The sequence below is a fragment of the Bradyrhizobium sp. Kon37 genome (genome assembly GCF_055807535.1).
In genome coordinates, this window is sequence record NZ_JBVVOY010000009.1 from 202,511 (window position 1) to 218,523 (window position 16,013).

Below are 16,013 nucleotides of genomic sequence, written 5' to 3' on the forward strand. Positions count from 1 at the left end.
AGGGAGGAATGAATGTCCCAACCGACACCCCTCATCACCACCGAGCAACTCGCGGCCCAGCTCGGCGATCCCAACCTGCGCCTCTACGACTGCACGACCTACAACGAGCCGGTGCCGCCGGGCAGCGACGTGCCCTATCGCGCGGTACCCGGCGACAAGACATTCGAGGCAGGCCACATCCCGGGGGCCGATTTTCTCGACCTGCAAGGCGAGTTCTCCGACGCCTCTGCGCAGCAATTCTTCATGATGCCTGATGTGGCCCAGCTGGAGGCCGCGTTCGGCCGCCACGGCCTCGATGCATCGAAGTCCGTCGTGCTCTACAGCATCGGCACCATGATGTGGTCGACGCGGTTCTGGTGGATGCTGGGCTCGCTCGGCGTCGACGCGCGGGTGCTCGACGGTGGCCTCGACAAATGGAAGGAAGAGGGTCGGCCGGTCGTATCAGGAGGACCGAAGGGTTATCCGGCCACGACCTTCAAGGCCACACCGCGCGCAGATTCCTTCGTCGACAAGAATGCAGTGAAGGCACGGCTCGGCGATCCCGCGACTGTTATCGTCAACGCGCTCGGCCCGCAATTTCATCGCGGCCTCGAGCCGAGCCGCTACGGCCGGCCCGGCCGCGTTCCCGGCAGCGTCAATGTTCCCGCGGCAACCCTCACCAATGCCGACAAGACGCTGACGACGCTCGCCGATGCCGAAGCCAAATTCGTCGCGGCAGGCGTCACCCGCGATAAGAATGTGATCTGCTATTGCGGCGGCGGCATCTCGGCGACGATCGACCTGCTGCTGCTGACGCAGCTCGGCTACGACAAGCTGACGCTGTACGATGCCTCGATGGGCGAGTGGGCGAGGGATCCGGCGCTTCCGGTCGAGACGGATTAGGCCTCCGGGGGAGACCAGAAAGTTGGGAACCTTTCCCTTGGGGCGGCATCCAATGTCCGGACGAAGCCAAACGAGCAGGTGACCGCCATGCCACGGACCGCAGCCGACCTATCCGCCGGCGCCAAAACATCGGAAATCCGGACCTTGGAAGCCGAACTGGTCGAGCGGGCGCGGGGCCGTGACGAGGCCGCGTTGCGCGAGATCATGCAGGCCAATAACCGCAGGCTCTATCGTCTGGCGCGCGGAATCCTGCGCAGCGACAGCGAAGCCGAGGATGTCGTTCAGGAAACCTATGTCCGCGCCTTCACCCATCTCGACAGCTTCCGCGGCGAGTCCGGGCTGTCGACCTGGCTGTCGCGCATCGCCATCAACGAGGCGCTTGGCCGGGCGCGAAGCACCAGGCCGCATGTCGAGCTCGGCTCGGTGCCTGAAGCGATGCTCGAGGCGCAGATCATCAAATTTCCCGCTTCTCCCGCAGGCGATCCGGAAAGGACCATGGCCCAACGTGAAATCCAGCGCGTCGTCGAGCGCGCCATCGATGAATTACCGGATGTCTTCCGCATGGTCTTCGTCGCACGCGTCATGGAAGGCATGAACATCGAGGAGACTGCCGAGCTGCTCGGCGTCAAGCCCGAGACCGTGAAGACGCGGCTGCACCGTGCGCGGACCATGCTGCGCGAGAACGTCGAGAAGGAGATTGGTCCGGTGGTGATGGATGCGTTCCCGTTCGCCGGGTGGCGCTGCGAGCGGCTGACCGTGTCGGTGCTGAAGCGGCTCGGCATCGGCGGCTGAAGTTTTTCGGGAACGTTCGCGCCATAGTCCCATCCAACGCCTGTGAAGCAACGCGCCGGCAAAGCGTCCGGCACCACAGGAGTGTCAAACCATGTTCGTTCGTTGGAGCGCGGCGATTGCCGCTGCAGTCTTGTTGTCGAGCCCCGCGCTGCTGCAAGGCGCCCGTGCAGCCGACAAGCTGACCGATCCGCAGATCGCCCATATCGCCTACACCGCGGGCCTGATCGACATCAACGCAGCCAAGCAGGCGCAGAAGAAGACCAAGAACAAGGACGTGAAGGCGTTTGCCGACGACATGCTGCGCGACCACGAGGCCGTCAACAAGCAGGCGCTCGCGCTGGTCAAGAAGCTGAACGTCACGCCTGAAGACAACGACACCAGCAAGGCGCTGTCGAAGCAGGCGAGCGAGAAGGTCGCCGAACTGGACAAGCTGAGCGGTGCGGCCTTCGACAAGGCCTATGTCGCGAACGAGGTCGCCTATCACAAGACGGTCAACGGCGCGCTGGAAACCCAGCTCATTCCATCCGCCAGCAATGCTGAACTGAAGAGCCTGCTGCAGACCGGCCTGAAAATCTTCCAGGGGCATCAGCAGCATGCCGAGCATGTCGCGGCGGAGCTGAAATAGGGAGGCGATGATGCCGGGACGATTGTCTGCGATCGTGTCAGCGGTCCTGCTCGTGGCGTTGGCCGTCCCGGCGCACGCTGCGACCATCGAGATCACGATGGAGAATCTCGAAGTGTCGCCGAAAGACGCTTCGGCCAAGGTCGGCGACACCATTGAATGGATCAACAAGGACGTGTTCGCCCACACCGCGACTGCTGGGAACGGCGATTTCGACGTCAACCTGCCGGCGAAAAAATCAGGGACGTTGGTTCTCAAGAAGGCAGGCACGGTGGATTATTACTGCCGCTATCATCCCAACATGAAAGCGACGCTCAAGATCGAGCCGTAACGGGCTGGGGAGCGCATTCGCGGCGGCAGCGGAAACTGGCCCCGCCCGCGTGGCGGGGGCATTTTCGGCAAGGCTTACTGCCTGGAGAAAGACTTACTGTCTGGAAATGTCGACCGAGAATTCGCCGTTGCGGATGCGGCCGGGAAAGCCTTCGACGAACTTCGCCACCGCGTCCTCGCCATAGGTGCCGACGAGCTCGGCAAGGGCCGCGAACAGGCTCGCCTGCGCCAGGCAGTCGCCGTCGACGCCATCATGGCGCGCTTCGGCCCAGGCCTCGTTGAGATAGCTCAGTGCGGCCTGCTTCTGCTCGTGATCGGGCAGCGGCGCGCGTGCGGGGGCGTAGGACACTGGATGGCTCATGAAACTCGATCAGGGCTGGGGCGCGATCCACGGCGATGCGCTGTGCGAGAGGTGTAGCACGCGCGTTAACGCCCGCTAGGCCACATCTTTAGGAACGGTTAACGGCTGTGTACAAAGTCGATGACAGGGTTCCCCGCCGCGCGTCCGACAGCCCAATCCTCATGGTGAGGAGCGCGTTCTTCGCGCGCGTCTCGAACCATGCGGGCCCCGCTAAAGCCGGGCCTTTCATCCTTCGAGACGCCCGCTTTGGCGGGCTCCTCAGGATGAGGAATTTGCGTTGCAGGATGAAGCCGACAGGAATTCAGTTCGCGTAACGCGCCGTCAGATCGCGCGAGATCTTCGCGCCTTCCTCGATGTAGCGGCGGATCGCCACCGTCGCGGCTGGCGTGCAGCTCCGGTAGGTCTGCTGAAAACCGTTATAGCCGCGGTTGAAGCCGGCGATCATGCGAGTGCGGCGTTCGCCCGCGGGGGTTTCGGCATCGATCAGCGCCTGCATCTCGCTGCGCCATTTGTTGCCCTCGTTGGACCCGCAGATGCCGCGCAGATAGTGCAGCCCGCCGAGGATCTCCGCCAGCCGCTGCAAATCGCCGTCAAACGGCGCTGCCCCGTCCTGAGCCCTCGTGGGCACCGAGGCACAGGCGAGAATCAGGGCAAAAATGGCCAGAAATCGCGTCGACATCGGCGGGGTGTATGCCTCCTCGGGGCGGTGGACGCAAGGCGGGGGCGGTCAGGGGCCGATCAGCCGGTGGGCCGACTGGATGATCTCTTCCAGCCCGCCGGTCAGCTTGAGCTCGCCAAGGCACGCCAGGGCCTCCGGGGCGATCCAGCGGTAGTCGTCGAGCTCGTCGTTGAGAACCGGCTCCCGGGCCACCCAGCGGGCAGCAAAGGACATGATCAAATAGTGGCCGGCGCCGGCCGCGGCCGGGAGCACCTCGCGCCAGCCCGCGAGGCCGATGATGTCGATATCGAGCCCGGTCTCCTCGTCGATCTCGCGCGCTAGCGCCTGGTGCAGCGATTCGCCGAACTCGACCCGGCCGCCCGGCAGCGAATAGAACCCCTTTGCCGGCGAGCGTGCGCGACGGGTCAGAAGCACCTTGCCGTCACGAAAAATCGCGGCACTGACCGCGATCTGGGGACGGGTGGGCTGAACGATCGCAGCCATGACTTCACCTGCTCGGGCCTAGTTCGCCATGATGTTGTCGACGTCGGCTTCCGCGCCGCCATTGATGATGCCGCCGCAGGCCGCGATCAGCGGCTTGACCCACTGGGCGGCTTGCTCGGCGAGGCGCACGCGGGTCGTGTCCTTCTCGACCTCGCGCATGGCCGAACCGACCGCCGACAGGATCGAGGTCATGGTGTCGGTGAGATGGTCGAACTGGGCGCGCACGTTCGGCTCGGCCTTTTCATAGGCCTCGATCGCCAGATCCCGGGCCTTGAAATTCGAGGCCGTGAAATGCTCGGCATAGGACAGCGGCGACCAGGTCAGAAAATCTTCCGCGCATTCCGGCATGTCCGGCACCATTTCCAGCAGCATCACGGCTTCATTGAAATGGTTGAGATAGTCGGTGGCAAGCCCGGTCCGCGGGTTGATGTTGGCCACGCGCAGCCGCTCGGCCCAGGCCGCGGCCTCGGGCGCCGTCTGTCTATGCATTCGCGCCGGCTGGGAGACCGTTGAGCTCATCTGCCGCAGTGTTAACGTTCGGGGTTAAAAGGACCTGAACGGACCCTATATAGGCCCTCGAGGATGTGTGGACGCTTCGTCATAACTTCGACCCCCGCGGCTTTGCGGCAACTGTTCGGCTACATTGAGCAGCCGAACTTCCCGCCCCGGTTCAATGTGGCCCCGACACAACCGATTCCGGTCGTGCTGGCCGAGAACGGCGCGCGCCATTTTCGCCTGATGCGCTGGGGACTGCTGCCGGGCTGGGTCAAGGATCCCCGCGGGTTTACGCTCCTGATCAATGCGCGTTCCGAGACGGTGCTGGACAAGCCCGCCTTCAAACGCGCGATTCGCCGGCGCCGCGGCCTGATTCCGGCCGACGGCTATTACGAATGGAAGACGGAGGATGGCCGCAAGCAGCCCTTCTTCATCCATCGCGCCGACGGCGCGCCGCTCGGCTTTGCCGCATTGTTCGAGACCTGGGTCGGGCCGAACGGCGAGGAGCTCGACACGGTCGCGATCGTCACGGCGGCGGCGGGCGAGGATCTCGCCACGCTGCATGACCGCGTGCCCGTCACCATCAGCCCGCGCGATTTCGAGCGCTGGCTCGACAGCCGCAGCGATGACGTCGATGCCGTGTTGCCGCTGATGACCGCCCCGCGCATCGGCGAATTCGCCTGGCACCCGGTCTCCACCCGAGTCAACCGCGTCGTCAACGACGACGACCAGTTGCTGCTTCCGATCAGCGCGGAGGAGATGGAGGCGGAGGCGGTGAAGCCGAAGAAGGTGGTGCGGAAAGCGGCGGTTGGCTCGGCCGATGACGGGCAGGGGTCGTTGTTTTAGGCGGCTTCGCCCTTAAACGATCTCCCGCGCCCGCAGCGCCGCAATCTCGGCCGCGTCAAATCCCAGCTCGCCCAGTATCGCGTCCGTATCCGCACCGAGCTCCGGCGCCATGCGGTCGAGCCTGCCGCCGCCATGCGCGAGCTTGAAGCCGCTGCCGGCAAAGCGCAGGCGGCCATAGGGCGTATCGAGCTCCTGGATCGCGCCGCGCGCCTTGATCTGCGGATGGTCGATCACTTCCTCGACCTTCCAGATGCTGGCGCAGGGCGCGCCGGCATCTTCAAGGATGGTCTCCCATTCGCGCGCGGGCCTTGCCGCGAGCGCTTCCTCGATGATGGCGCGTAGCGCCGGCTCGTGCTCGTTGCGCGCGAACCAGTCGGCAAAGCGCGGATCGCTGAGCGTGTCCTCGCGGCCGAGCGCAGACATCAGCGCGCGATATTGCTTCTCGTTGTTGACGGCGAGCAGGATATGACCGTCGCCGCATTTGAACAAATTCGCCGTGGTCCTGCGGCTGACGGCCTGATTGCCCGACAGCTGCTGGCGATGGCCGGCAACCGACCAGTCCGCGATCTGTCCCGACAGGAACGCCATCGTCGCCTCCAGCATGGAGACGTCGATGAGCTGGCCCTTGCCGGTGCGATCGCGCTGGTACAGCGCGCTCGACACGCCAAAGGCAGCGGTCGCGCCCGACAGCACGTCGCACACGGCAAAGCCCGCACGCGTCGGGCCGGTTTCGGTATGACCCGTGATCGCCATGATGCCGGACAGCGCCTGCATCTTGCCGTCATAGCCGGGGCGCAGCCGGTCCGGACCGGTCTGGCCGAAACCGGACACCGCGCAGTAGATCAGCTTCGGATTGATCGCGGACAGCGCCTCGTAGCCGATGCCGAGCTTGTCCATCACGCCGGGGCGGAAATTTTCCATGACCACGTCGACCTGCGCGGCGAGCTTCTTCACGATCGCGATCGCATCGGGTTTTTGCAGATCGAGCGTCAGGCTGCGCTTGTTGCCGTTGATGGCCTGGAACGCTGGCGCCAGACCGCGGTCGGCCCATTCGCGCGAGAGCGGCGTGCGGCGCATGTCCTCGCCCTCGCGCCGCTCGACCTTGATGACGTCGGCGCCCAGGAGCGCGAGCTGGTAGCTCGCATAAGGCCCGGCCAGCACTTGCGTGAAGTCCAGGATCTTCACGCCCTCGAACGGTCGCGTCACGTCGCTCTCCCTTTTTGTTTTGGTTGTCGGAGGACGTCAGGCGGCGCGATTGCCGCGCGCGATCTCCTTCTGCTTGTCGAATTCGGCACGGCGGCGCGCCAGCTCTTCGGCTGAGAGCTGCGCGACGTTGTTGTAGTCGAGCTTCCAGGAGGCGTCCTCGCTCCAGCGCAGCGGCGACTGCATGGTGGTCTGCGGGCCGCTCGCGGTTTCCAGCAGTTTCAGCGCCAGCTCGAGCGTCTGCGCCTGCGAGGCGACGTCGTGCGGCTTGCCGGCGGAATTGCCGAGCGGGAAATCCGAGAACAGGAAGCGCGGCACGGCGGCGTGCTCGATGATGTCCTTGGCGCAACCCATGATCACGGTCGGAATGCCGTTCGCCTCGAGATGCCGCGCCACCAGCGCCGTGGTCTGGTGACAGACCGGGCAGTTCGGCACTAGTACCGCGACGTCGACCTTGTCGGCCAGACAGCGCGCCAGAATCTCCGGCGCGTCGGTGTCGAGAGTGACGCGATGGCTGCGGTTGGTCGGCGCGCCGAAGAAGCGCGGGGCCACCTCGCCGATGCGCTCCGCAGCGCTCGCCTTCAAAAGCTGCGGCAGCGGAAACCAGGTGCCGTTGTCGGTGGCCGTGGTGTGCTTGCGGTCGTAGCCGATATGCGAGATGCGAAGGTCGTGTGGCTTCGCCGTGTCGCCGTCATAGACCTGGTAGAATTTCGCGCCGCCATTATACGCCGCGCCCGGGCCCTGGTCGCCCTTGGTGGGGTCGTATGGTGCGGCCGTCGTGATGATGGTGACGCGCGACTGCGACAGCGGCTTCTTCAGCGGCTGGAACGGCGCCTCGGTGTAGTGCGCCCAGCGATACGCGGTGGTGTAGCCAATCGCGGCGTAATAGTCCCGCGTGCGCTGCATATAGGGCACGGGGGCGTCATAATCGGGCGCAAAACCGAATTCGTCGTCGCGCGAAGCGGACATGGGGCGCGTCTCCTGGTTCTTGTTGGCCACAGACTAGAGATAGTCGGGGGTGAGCTCAAGAGTAAGCAAGTTCACCGAAACACATGCAGCGCCACATGCTGCAGCAGCATGATGGCCTTGGCGTCGATGATGCGCCCGTCCGCGATCATCGCCAGCGCCTCGTCGATGCCGAGCTCCAGCACCTCGATGTCCTCGCCTTCATGTTCGAGGCCGCCGCCGTCGCTGACCCGCATCTCCGGCTCGTATTCGGCGACGAAGAAATGCAGCTTCTCGGTGATGGCGCCGGGGCTCATGAACGCCTCGAACACCTTGTGGACGTGGTGCAGGCGATAGCCGGTTTCCTCCTCGGCCTCGGCGCGGATGCGTATCTCGGGCGAGGCATCGTCCAGCACGCCGGCGGCCGCCTCGATCAGCAAATCGTCGTAGCCGCGAATGAACGCCGGCAGGCGGAATTGCTTCACCAGGATCACCGTACGGCGTGCCAGACTATACGGCAGCACGGCGGCGGCGTTATCGCGCTCATAGGTCTCGCGATGCTGCGTTTGCCATTCGCCATTGGCGCGCCGGTACTCGAACGTGGTGTTCTTCAGCGTGGTCCAGCCGTCCGAGAGCACGCGGACGTCCTTGATGCGGACGCGGTCGGAAATGGTCATGGCTCGATCTCAATTGCTTGGCGTTGTGGTGCGGCCGTCGAGCCACTTCTGGAACATCACCGAGGTCGATTCCTCGAAACCCAGCGACTGGTAGAACGCATTGGCTTGCTCATTACCGCGCCGGACCAGGAGCTGGAGTTTCAAAATTCCGGCTTGACGCAGCCAGTCTTCGGCCGCCGCCATGATGACGCGTCCGTAGCCACGCTTCTGGCTACCCGGATCGACGGCGACGTAATAGACCCAGCCGCGATGGCCGTCATGGCCGACCATCACGGTGGCGACGATGGCGCCGCCGTCGCGGCCGAGCAGGATCGTGGAATTGTCGCGTCGCCGCGCCAGCGCGATGTCGGCATGCGGATCGTTCCACGGCCGCGTCAGCCCGCAGCGCTGCCACAGCGCAACCACGGGCTCGACATCGGCCTCGGTGATCGTGTCGATCGAGAGCGCACTCACAGCACTTTGCCCGGGTTCATGATTCCAAGTGGATCGAGCATCGCCTTGAACTGTCGCATCAGCTCGATTGCAGTCTTGTCCTTCACATCGGGCAGCTCGTCGCGCTTGAGCACGCCGATACCGTGCTCCGCCGAGATCGAGCCGCCCATGCGCAGCACGATGGCGAACACGACCGCGTTCATCTCGTGCCAGCGCGCCAGATAATCCGCGGTGTTGGCGCCGATGGGCTGGCTGACATTGTAGTGCAGATTGCCGTCGCCGAGATGGCCGAACGGCACCGGCCGCGCGCCGGGGATCAGCTTGACCACGGCTTCATTGGCCTCGGCGATGAAGGCGGGCACGGTGGCCACCGGCACGGAAATATCGTGCTTGATCGAGCCGCCCTCCGGCTTCTGCGCCGACGACATCTCGTCGCGCAGCTTCCAGAATCCGGCGCGCTGCGTCAGATTGGCCGCGATCACCGCGTCGTCGACGATCTCGTCCTCCATGGCGCGGCCGAGGATGGTTTCCAGTGGCGTGCGGGCATCGTCGCCGGGTGACGATAATTCCATCAGCACGTACCAGGCATGCTTTTGCGCGAGCGGATCGCGCACATCGATGCCGTGGCGAATCGAGAAATCGACCGCCATCTCCGAGAGCAATTCAAAACTCGTGAGCGCATTGGCGGCCTCGCTTTGCGCGATCGCCAGCAGCTTCAGCGCGGCGTCCGGCGACTTCAACCCGACGAAGGCGGTCTCGATCGACCGCGGCTTCGGAAACAGCTTCAGCGTCGCCGCGGTGATGATGCCGAGCGTGCCTTCCGCGCCAATGAAAAGGTTGTGCAGATTGTAGCCGGTGTTGTCCTTCTTCAGCTTCGACAGCACGTTGAGCACGCGCCCGTCGGCCAGCACCACCTCAAGCCCCAGCGCCATCTCGCGCGCGACGCCATAGGCGAGCGCGGCCGTGCCGCCGGCATTGGTCGAGAGATTGCCGCCGATGGTGCAGCTCCCTTCCGCGCCGAGCGAGAGCGGAAACAGCCGGTCGAATTCCGCGGCCTTCTGCTGCGCGATCTGCAGCACGACGCCGGCCTCACAGGTCATGGTGTTCGACGCAGTATCGACCTCGCGGATCTTGTCCAGCCGCCGCAGCGACACCACCACCTCGCCATGGTGCGGGGTCTGGCCGCCGACGAGCCCGGTATTGCCGCCCTGCGGCACCAGTGCGATTTTGTGCTCGGAGGCGAGCTCGCAGATCGCGGCGACTTCGGCGGTCGAGCCCGGGCGCAGCACCAGCGGCGAGCGGCCGTGGAACAGATTGCGCTCCTCGGTGACATAGGCCTCGATGTCAGCCGCATCGGTGATGGCGTGCCTCTCGCCGACGATCTTGCGGAATTGTTCGATCAGCTCGGGCGCAAGCGGAGCGATGGCGGAATGATTGACGTTCATGGTGGTGTCTCTTCTCAAGCTTCTTACTCTTTGCGCATGATCTTGTCGGAAAACCGCGACACACTTTTCCGGATCATGCGCTATCTCGCGACCGCAGCCCGGCGCAGCCGGTCGTTGATCGCTTCGCCCAGATCTTGTTCAGGGATCGTCATCACCGCGATCGCCCGCGGCCCCCTGGCATCGAGGGCGCGAAGATAGCCGAACAGATTGGCGGCGGCTTCATCGAGATCGCCGCTGGGCGACAAATTCATGACCGCGGTGGCGGCCTCCAGACCAGACAGGCGCGCGGGGCCGAACGCCAGCAGCGCTTCGCCCGGCGCGACGTCCTGCGCATTGAGCCGCACATTGGCGCGCGGCGCATAATGCGAGGCCAGCATGCCCGGGGCCAGCGGCTGGCTGTCGTCGCTGTCGGGCTCCGCCGGCAGTCGCGCCAGCGGTGCGCCGAGCACGGCCTCGATCCGCTCGCGTGACAGCCCGCCGGGCCGCAGCAGCATCGGCGCCGCAAAGCAGCCGACGATGGTCGATTCGACGCCGACCGTAACGGGCCCGCCGTCGACGATCAGGTCGATCCGCCCTGCAAGGTCGCCCTCGACATGGGCTGCCAGCGTCGGCGAGACGTGGCCGGAAAGGTTGGCGGACGGCGCCACCACCGCCCCGCCGAAGGCGCGCAAGATCGCTTGCGCCACCGGATGGGCCGGAATGCGGATCGCGACCGTATCGAGGCCGGCGGTGGCAAGCTCGGCCACCGGGCAGTTTTCCGTCTTCGGCACTACCAGCGTCAGCGGCCCCGGCCAGAACGCCTCCGCGAGGCGCAAGGCGCAGGCGTCGAATCGCCCGATCCTTCGCGCGGCCACGAGGTCGGCGACATGCGCGATCAGCGGATTGAAGGCCGGCCGCCCCTTGGCGGCGTAAAGATGGGCGATCGCGCCGGCATTTCCGGCGTCCGCCCCGAGCCCGTAGACCGTCTCGGTCGGGAACGCGACCAGCCCGCCGGCGACCAATGTCCGGGCGGCAGCTTCCGCGCCGGCTTCGCCGGCCGGTAAAATCAGCGTTTCAAGACCCGTTTTCACAGAGATAAGATTCCTCAGCTCGGCCGCTTGCGGTGCGCCAAACCCGACGCTATAAGCCGGCCTCTTGTCGGAGTGTGGCTCAGCCCGGTAGAGCACTGCGTTCGGGACGCAGGGGTCGCAGGTTCGAATCCTGCCACTCCGACCATTCTTCCAAAAGTCGACGTTCTTCTAGAGGCTCGGCGGACCGGTCGCCGGGGCCTCGGAAGCGCCTTATTGCAACGATTTAGGGCGCGGGTCCACGGCCGATTTGGCCGGACAGAGGCGTGTGCCGCAGCGGCATGGCTTTCTTTTCGCCGGCATCCCTGATCCGGCGTTGCAGGGTAGGTCAGAGAATTACCGTCTCGCCGCGAGCGAGCCAATCAAAAGCATCGCCAGGCACGGCTCCCACGCGGCCCTCCTCTGACCCTTCCGCAATTGCCTCGAAACCGCCGGAGCTCATTAAGCGCTCGCGCTCGGGACGATCGGTTGCCATCCGGTCAGGCCGACGGTTAGATGAACCTGCACTCGATCGCAGCTTTCAAGCAGCGATCGGCCAATAACAAAAAACAGGGCAGGAAATCATGAACAAGAAAATCGTCGCGCTCGTTGCAGCTTTTACCTTCGCTGCTTGCGGATCGGCATGGGCCGCGTGGCCGGAAGACAAGCCAATCGAAGTCGTCGTCGGCTTTGCGCCCGGCGGCGGTACCGATGTGATGGCTCGCAAACTTCTTCCCTTTGTTGAGCGCGCGCTAGGCGGCAAGGCGAAGTTTGTCGTCCTGAACAAGCCTGGCGCTGGTGGAGAGATCGCGTTTGCAGCGATCGCGCGCGCGGCGCCCGACGCCTATTCGATCGGCGTCGTCAACGTGCCGGGCTACAACTTTCTGCCGATGACGCGCAAAACCCAATACACCACGGATGAAATCCGGCTGGTCGCACGGATCGTTGAAGATCCGAACGTGATGGTGGTTCCCGCGGACAGCAGATTCAAGAATCTGCCGGATGTCATTGCCGCACTTCGCAGCAAGCCGGGCTCGGTGACGTTCGGTCACAACGGTGCGGGCACGAACGGTCATTTGGCCATTCGGATGCTGGCAGCAGCCGCGAAGGTCGAGCCCAACGAAATCTCTTACAGAGGAACGGCCGCGCAGCGGACCGATCTATTGGGCGGGCATCTGGAAGTCGGGATGGTCACTCTCAGCGAGATTCCCGAATTGCATGGCACCAACAAGGGGCCACTTCGCGTCATCGCGATCCTGTCGAAGAAGCGCTTTCCGTCGCTGCCCGAAGTTCCGACAGCGGAGGAAGTGGGCTTTCCGATCACGACGACAGCAGAACGCGGCTTCGCGGTCCCGAAGGGCGTTCCGGACGACATCGTCAAGAAGCTGGAAGCCGGGATTGCCGAAGGCCTGCGCAATCCCGAATACCTGACGAATTCGCCCGGCGACGAGCCGGTGATCGCCTTCCTGACTGGCGCTGAGTGGCAGAAACGCCTCGACGGCATGTCTGAGGCGTTGCGTCCTTATGCTGAAGACATGCGCGCGAACGAGCAGAAGTAATCAACCCTGCTGTCGCCGGCGGTTGTCGCGGGCCTACCGCCGCGCCACCAGCACGCCAATCATAAACGCAATCATCAGCGCGGGCAGCGGCGCCTCGCGAACCATGCCGCGAACGACGTGTGTCCAATGTTGCTCCGGGACGAGGTTCGGAGACCTGATCTCCGGCGTTGGCGTGATGCCCCATTCCGACGCTAGCTCTGCGACCTCGCTCGATGCGAGCCGCACGCCATCGCGGACGCGGAAGATCGCTGCGTCGGATCGTTCGCCTGGTGCGAGCGCCATCAGCGTCGCGACGGCTGTGCGCAACGTCATCTCGCCGTAGCCTTGCAGCCTCACGGATTCCTCAGGATCGGACGTCATCGGAGATCCCTCACAGCGCCAAATGCCTTACAACGCGAAGTGGCGCGCGATGGTGAACGCCATCGTCGCGCACAGGACCAGCGTGGATACCGCGCCGGCCACGCCGCGCGCGAGATCGGCCCGCGTCAGGTGCCTGGTCATGATTTTGCTCCATGCTCGGCATGGCAATGGCGGGGAGGCGGCGTTGGTTCCTTGCGCGACGGGCGAACGCCGGCTATTTCCGCAGCAGCTCGCTCAGCGCCGCCGTCGCCTCGGCGCAGCGGATGTCGTCGATCTCGCGCGACAGGCTGAGCGCGCTCGATCTGAGCTCTTCGACTTTCCAGCTCTCCGGGTGCTGGGTCTCGAGTTGACCGAGCCGCTTGTTCAGATCGTCCAATCTGGTTTGCAATTGTTCGACGCTGGCGGCCCCATTCACCACCCAGACTCGTTGCGCACGCATCGTAGTTCCCCTGCTCGTCTCACGGCGTTGTGAGAGGGGTTCGTGGCCGCAATGGGAGTTTCTTTTGTCCGCCTTCAGACGGACGGGAACCGTTGCAGATCAGCAACGGGAGTTCCCTCGCGTCAGCGCGCGTCTGGAGCCCGGCCATCACCACATCAGGCGGCGCGCGGCCACTCGGTCGATTGCTTTTCAAGCCGGCTTTCGAGAATGGCGATGCTCACCCGGATATTGTCGCGCCGGGCCCGCAGGTTCTGCGCGAGCATGGGGTAGGCGACGTTCTGGGGATCGGAGATTCCGGCCTTCCGTTCTTCCTCCAGAATGTCGGCGTCGATCATTCGCATGCGCCAGCGCAGATCAGAGATCAATGCGTGGAGCTGTGTCGGCATGGTCGCTTCGAAACGGGACGTCGGGTGCATGATCGCCTCACGATGAGACAGACCCACTGCGGGTCTGAGGGATTTGACTCCCTCGCAGCAAGCGGAATGCCAGTGCACCGGCTGAGCGAGTTCCTCGCGCGATTGCTACGACGTTGCGCCGGAACGATTGCCACTCTTTCCCGTTGCTGCAGGGGCCTCGATGACGAGGCGATCGAGGGACCCATGCCGCTCATCCGCTATTTCGTATTCACCGGCGGCGCTCTGCTCGCCCTCTTGTACCTTGCTGATTACTACCTGGCCGGTCCCGTGAGCGCCGCCGCCGAAACCGGGCCGGACCTCTCGATCGCCCGAATTCACTCTGCACAGACATGGCCGGAGAAGATCGTCTTCGACACCAACGTCCGACAGATTCCGTTGACCAAAACCGTGGCGTCAACGTCAGATGCGGCGGCGCCAGTCGCGCCGGACGGTACGCGCCAGGCATTTGCCATGGCGGCGCAGCCCGCCGCAGAGCCCAGGCAGGCCAAGGCGGCCGCTCCGAACAAGCGCGTCGCGGAGCGGCATCGTCGCCGCCAGCCGTCGCGCATGGCGGCGCGCAGTCAGTTCTTCAACGAGCCCGTCGCCGCAGAATGGTGAGTGGCGCCCTGTGATGGTGTTTTCGCGCGACGTGGATGCGGTCGATCACCATTCATCCTCGGCGCTCCCCGCGTGACGGTCGAACTGCCTCACGGTTGGGCACCGTGCCGGACAGCGAGGCTGTGCGCGCGACGCATCGCACGATAGTCTCTGCCGCGACCTGACCCGGGAAGCGGACGAGGGAAAGATTCGTGACGAGATTTGTGACGATCGCGGCCGGCCAGCTTGGCCCTATCGCGCGAACCGAGACCAGAACCGCGGTCGTGGCGCGCCTGATGGCCTTGATGCGCCAGGCGCACGCCAACGGCTGCGACCTGATCGTCTATCCCGAGCTCGCACTGACCACGTTCTTTCCGCGCTGGTATTTCGAGGATCAAGCCGAGATCGACAGCTTTTTCGAGCGCGAGATGCCGGGGCCGGAGACGAGAGGCCTGTTCGATCTCGCGCGCGAGATCGGCATCGGATTTTATCTTGGCTATGCCGAGCTGACGGTCGAGGCCGGAATTGTCAGGCGCTACAACACCTCCATCCTGGTCGAGAAGAGCGGCGCCATCGTCGCGAGATATCGCAAGGTTCATTTGCCCGGGCATGCCGAGCACGAGCCTTGGCGCGAATTCCAGCATCTGGAAAAGCGCTATTTCGAGCCCGGCGATGGTTTTGGCGTGACCGAGGCCTTTGGCGGCGTGATGGGGATGGCGATCTGCAACGATCGCCGCTGGAGCGAGACCTACCGGGTCATGGGGCTGCAGGGCGTCGAGATGGTGATGATCGGCTACAACACGCCGGTGCACAATCCGCCCGCGCCCGAGCATGACGATCTCTCGCTGTTCCACAATCATCTGGTGATGCAGGCCGGCGCCTATCAGAACGGCACCTTCGTGGTCGGCGTCGCCAAGGCCGGTGTCGAGGAGGGCGTCGACCACATCGGCGGAAGCTGCGTCATCGCGCCCTCCGGCGAGATCATCGCGCGATGCACGACCAAGGGCGACGAGATCGCACTGGCCCGCTGCGATCTCGATCTCTGCAACTCCTACAAGCGCACCACCTTCAATTTCGACGTTCACCGTCAGCCGCAGGCCTACGGGATGATCGTCGAACGGAAGGGCGTGACCCTGATGGCGGACGGAACGCCGGTGCGAACGACAGGGTGAGCTCCTGTAGCCCGGGTGAGCGAAGCGATACCCGGGACCGCTGCGAGAGTCCCGGATGTCGCTTCGCTCATCCGGGCTACAAGACCTTGCCGTCGGGCAAAACAGCCGGCGGCTGTCAATCCGTCGCCGCAAAAATATTCCGCTTTACCGAAATTCGGTTTTGGCGTATGTGTCGCCCATCCCGGCTCATCCTTGAGGGGCGATCTTGTGGTCGTCACGTTCGCGAGCCGGGCTTGCGGTGGACGCGGCAGCG

At 64.6% G+C, this 16,013-nt stretch carries 21 protein-coding genes and 1 tRNA gene; 9 read left to right on the top strand and 13 right to left on the bottom strand.

The genetic code is table 11. From position 1 onward, the window contains the following. The first annotated feature begins 12 nt into the window (after positions 1-12). From AC0L3J_RS19420 to AC0L3J_RS19435, 4 genes are all read left to right on the top strand, one after another. A complete protein-coding gene (locus tag AC0L3J_RS19420; protein WP_456765544.1) occupies positions 13-882 on the top strand; it encodes a sulfurtransferase in 870 nt (289 codons plus the stop codon). A gap of 87 nt (positions 883-969) precedes the next feature. After that, the gene (locus AC0L3J_RS19425; protein WP_456765543.1) at positions 970-1,674 is read left to right on the top strand and encodes an RNA polymerase sigma factor; all 705 of its coding nucleotides are present in this window, start codon (positions 970-972) and stop codon (positions 1,672-1,674) included. Positions 1,675-1,765: 91 nt separating this feature from the next. Next, entirely contained in the window at positions 1,766-2,299 is a 534-nt protein-coding gene (locus tag AC0L3J_RS19430; RefSeq protein ID WP_456765542.1) for a DUF4142 domain-containing protein, read from the top strand. A gap of 10 nt (positions 2,300-2,309) precedes the next feature. Beyond that, on the top strand, positions 2,310-2,627 hold the full coding sequence (locus tag AC0L3J_RS19435; protein ID WP_027568641.1) for a cupredoxin domain-containing protein: 318 nt from the start codon (positions 2,310-2,312) through the stop codon (positions 2,625-2,627). A 93-nt stretch (positions 2,628-2,720) separates the two neighbouring features. Here AC0L3J_RS19435 and AC0L3J_RS19440 read toward each other — a convergent pair whose 3' ends face one another. The 4 genes from AC0L3J_RS19440 to AC0L3J_RS19455 all read right to left on the bottom strand — a co-directional run bounded on the left by AC0L3J_RS19440 (position 2,721) and on the right by AC0L3J_RS19455 (position 4,668). Beyond that, entirely contained in the window at positions 2,721-2,987 is a 267-nt protein-coding gene (locus tag AC0L3J_RS19440) for a hypothetical protein (protein WP_007594892.1), read from the bottom strand. 301 nt (positions 2,988-3,288) lie between these two features. After that, the gene (locus AC0L3J_RS19445; RefSeq protein WP_007607220.1) at positions 3,289-3,666 is read right to left on the bottom strand and encodes a TIGR02301 family protein; all 378 of its coding nucleotides are present in this window, start codon (positions 3,664-3,666) and stop codon (positions 3,289-3,291) included. A gap of 48 nt (positions 3,667-3,714) precedes the next feature. Beyond that, positions 3,715-4,149 (bottom strand): NUDIX hydrolase, encoded by a 435-nt coding sequence (locus tag AC0L3J_RS19450; protein ID WP_456765541.1) that lies wholly within the window; start codon positions 4,147-4,149, stop codon positions 3,715-3,717. Between the two features lie 18 nt (positions 4,150-4,167). Then, on the bottom strand, positions 4,168-4,668 hold the full coding sequence (locus AC0L3J_RS19455; RefSeq protein ID WP_456765540.1) for a hypothetical protein: 501 nt from the start codon (positions 4,666-4,668) through the stop codon (positions 4,168-4,170). A gap of 63 nt (positions 4,669-4,731) precedes the next feature. Between AC0L3J_RS19455 and AC0L3J_RS19460 the strand changes: the two genes are divergently transcribed. After that, the gene (locus AC0L3J_RS19460; RefSeq protein ID WP_456765539.1) at positions 4,732-5,490 is read left to right on the top strand and encodes an SOS response-associated peptidase; all 759 of its coding nucleotides are present in this window, start codon (positions 4,732-4,734) and stop codon (positions 5,488-5,490) included. 12 nt (positions 5,491-5,502) lie between these two features. On the opposite strand, the gene AC0L3J_RS19465 is transcribed toward AC0L3J_RS19460, so the two are convergent. The 6 genes from AC0L3J_RS19465 to AC0L3J_RS19490 form a co-directional block, all read right to left on the bottom strand. Next, positions 5,503-6,696, bottom strand: coding sequence for a CaiB/BaiF CoA transferase family protein (locus AC0L3J_RS19465; protein ID WP_456765538.1), 1,194 nt, complete (start codon positions 6,694-6,696; stop codon positions 5,503-5,505). Between the two features lie 36 nt (positions 6,697-6,732). Next, a complete protein-coding gene (locus tag AC0L3J_RS19470) occupies positions 6,733-7,662 on the bottom strand; it encodes a glycine reductase (protein ID WP_456765537.1) in 930 nt (309 codons plus the stop codon). Between the two features lie 71 nt (positions 7,663-7,733). After that, complete coding sequence (locus tag AC0L3J_RS19475) at positions 7,734-8,315, bottom strand: NUDIX hydrolase (protein WP_456765536.1); 582 nt, start codon at positions 8,313-8,315, stop codon at positions 7,734-7,736. A 9-nt stretch (positions 8,316-8,324) separates the two neighbouring features. Further along, positions 8,325-8,768: a GNAT family acetyltransferase gene (locus AC0L3J_RS19480; protein ID WP_456765535.1), complete on the bottom strand. Its 444-nt coding sequence runs from the start codon at positions 8,766-8,768 to the stop codon at positions 8,325-8,327. Further along, positions 8,765-10,192, bottom strand: a complete 1,428-nt coding sequence (locus tag AC0L3J_RS19485) for an FAD-binding oxidoreductase (protein WP_456765534.1) — start codon at positions 10,190-10,192, stop codon at positions 8,765-8,767. Before AC0L3J_RS19485 ends, AC0L3J_RS19480 begins: the two co-directional genes overlap by 4 nt. A gap of 80 nt (positions 10,193-10,272) precedes the next feature. After that, positions 10,273-11,262 carry an L-threonylcarbamoyladenylate synthase gene (locus AC0L3J_RS19490; protein WP_473348070.1) on the bottom strand — a complete coding sequence of 330 codons (990 nt, stop codon included), beginning with the start codon at positions 11,260-11,262 and terminating at the stop codon, positions 10,273-10,275. 68 nt (positions 11,263-11,330) lie between these two features. On the opposite strand from AC0L3J_RS19490, the gene AC0L3J_RS19495 reads away from it, so the two are divergent. After that, a tRNA-Pro gene (locus tag AC0L3J_RS19495) sits at positions 11,331-11,407 on the top strand. Positions 11,408-11,822: 415 nt separating this feature from the next. Next, positions 11,823-12,797, top strand: a complete 975-nt coding sequence (locus tag AC0L3J_RS19500) for a tripartite tricarboxylate transporter substrate binding protein (protein ID WP_247816830.1) — start codon at positions 11,823-11,825, stop codon at positions 12,795-12,797. A gap of 33 nt (positions 12,798-12,830) precedes the next feature. Here AC0L3J_RS19500 and AC0L3J_RS19505 read toward each other — a convergent pair whose 3' ends face one another. From AC0L3J_RS19505 to AC0L3J_RS19515, 3 genes are all read right to left on the bottom strand, one after another. Then, on the bottom strand, positions 12,831-13,157 hold the full coding sequence (locus AC0L3J_RS19505) for a hypothetical protein (protein WP_456765532.1): 327 nt from the start codon (positions 13,155-13,157) through the stop codon (positions 12,831-12,833). A 214-nt stretch (positions 13,158-13,371) separates the two neighbouring features. Then, entirely contained in the window at positions 13,372-13,596 is a 225-nt protein-coding gene (locus tag AC0L3J_RS19510; protein WP_007594875.1) for a hypothetical protein, read from the bottom strand. A gap of 155 nt (positions 13,597-13,751) precedes the next feature. Beyond that, positions 13,752-14,012 (bottom strand): hypothetical protein, encoded by a 261-nt coding sequence (locus tag AC0L3J_RS19515; RefSeq protein WP_027516488.1) that lies wholly within the window; start codon positions 14,010-14,012, stop codon positions 13,752-13,754. Between the two features lie 183 nt (positions 14,013-14,195). Between AC0L3J_RS19515 and AC0L3J_RS19520 the strand changes: the two genes are divergently transcribed. Continuing rightward, positions 14,196-14,609 carry a hypothetical protein gene (locus tag AC0L3J_RS19520; protein ID WP_456765531.1) on the top strand — a complete coding sequence of 138 codons (414 nt, stop codon included), beginning with the start codon at positions 14,196-14,198 and terminating at the stop codon, positions 14,607-14,609. Positions 14,610-14,800: 191 nt separating this feature from the next. Then, positions 14,801-15,760 carry an N-carbamoyl-D-amino-acid hydrolase gene (locus AC0L3J_RS19525; protein WP_473348071.1) on the top strand — a complete coding sequence of 320 codons (960 nt, stop codon included), beginning with the start codon at positions 14,801-14,803 and terminating at the stop codon, positions 15,758-15,760. Positions 15,761-16,013: the final 253 nt, after the last annotated feature.

Bases quoted from the DNA above. Each gene is read 5' to 3' on its own strand.
- AC0L3J_RS19420 (WP_456765544.1), top strand. From the start codon at position 13: ATGTCCCAACCGACACCCCTCATCACCACCGAGCAACTCGCGGCCCAG.
- AC0L3J_RS19425 (WP_456765543.1), top strand. From the start codon at position 970: ATGCCACGGACCGCAGCCGACCTATCCGCCGGCGCCAAAACATCGGAA.
- AC0L3J_RS19430 (WP_456765542.1), top strand. From the start codon at position 1,766: ATGTTCGTTCGTTGGAGCGCGGCGATTGCCGCTGCAGTCTTGTTGTCG.
- AC0L3J_RS19435 (WP_027568641.1), top strand. From the start codon at position 2,310: ATGCCGGGACGATTGTCTGCGATCGTGTCAGCGGTCCTGCTCGTGGCG.
- AC0L3J_RS19440 (WP_007594892.1), bottom strand. From the start codon at position 2,987: ATGAGCCATCCAGTGTCCTACGCCCCCGCACGCGCGCCGCTGCCCGAT.
- AC0L3J_RS19445 (WP_007607220.1), bottom strand. From the start codon at position 3,666: ATGTCGACGCGATTTCTGGCCATTTTTGCCCTGATTCTCGCCTGTGCC.
- AC0L3J_RS19450 (WP_456765541.1), bottom strand. From the start codon at position 4,149: ATGGCTGCGATCGTTCAGCCCACCCGTCCCCAGATCGCGGTCAGTGCC.
- AC0L3J_RS19455 (WP_456765540.1), bottom strand. From the start codon at position 4,668: ATGAGCTCAACGGTCTCCCAGCCGGCGCGAATGCATAGACAGACGGCG.
- AC0L3J_RS19460 (WP_456765539.1), top strand. From the start codon at position 4,732: ATGTGTGGACGCTTCGTCATAACTTCGACCCCCGCGGCTTTGCGGCAA.
- AC0L3J_RS19470 (WP_456765537.1), bottom strand. From the start codon at position 7,662: ATGTCCGCTTCGCGCGACGACGAATTCGGTTTTGCGCCCGATTATGAC.
- AC0L3J_RS19475 (WP_456765536.1), bottom strand. From the start codon at position 8,315: ATGACCATTTCCGACCGCGTCCGCATCAAGGACGTCCGCGTGCTCTCG.
- AC0L3J_RS19485 (WP_456765534.1), bottom strand. From the start codon at position 10,192: ATGAACGTCAATCATTCCGCCATCGCTCCGCTTGCGCCCGAGCTGATC.
- AC0L3J_RS19500 (WP_247816830.1), top strand. From the start codon at position 11,823: ATGAACAAGAAAATCGTCGCGCTCGTTGCAGCTTTTACCTTCGCTGCT.
- AC0L3J_RS19505 (WP_456765532.1), bottom strand. From the start codon at position 13,157: ATGACGTCCGATCCTGAGGAATCCGTGAGGCTGCAAGGCTACGGCGAG.
- AC0L3J_RS19510 (WP_007594875.1), bottom strand. From the start codon at position 13,596: ATGCGTGCGCAACGAGTCTGGGTGGTGAATGGGGCCGCCAGCGTCGAA.
- AC0L3J_RS19515 (WP_027516488.1), bottom strand. From the start codon at position 14,012: ATGCACCCGACGTCCCGTTTCGAAGCGACCATGCCGACACAGCTCCAC.
- AC0L3J_RS19520 (WP_456765531.1), top strand. From the start codon at position 14,196: ATGCCGCTCATCCGCTATTTCGTATTCACCGGCGGCGCTCTGCTCGCC.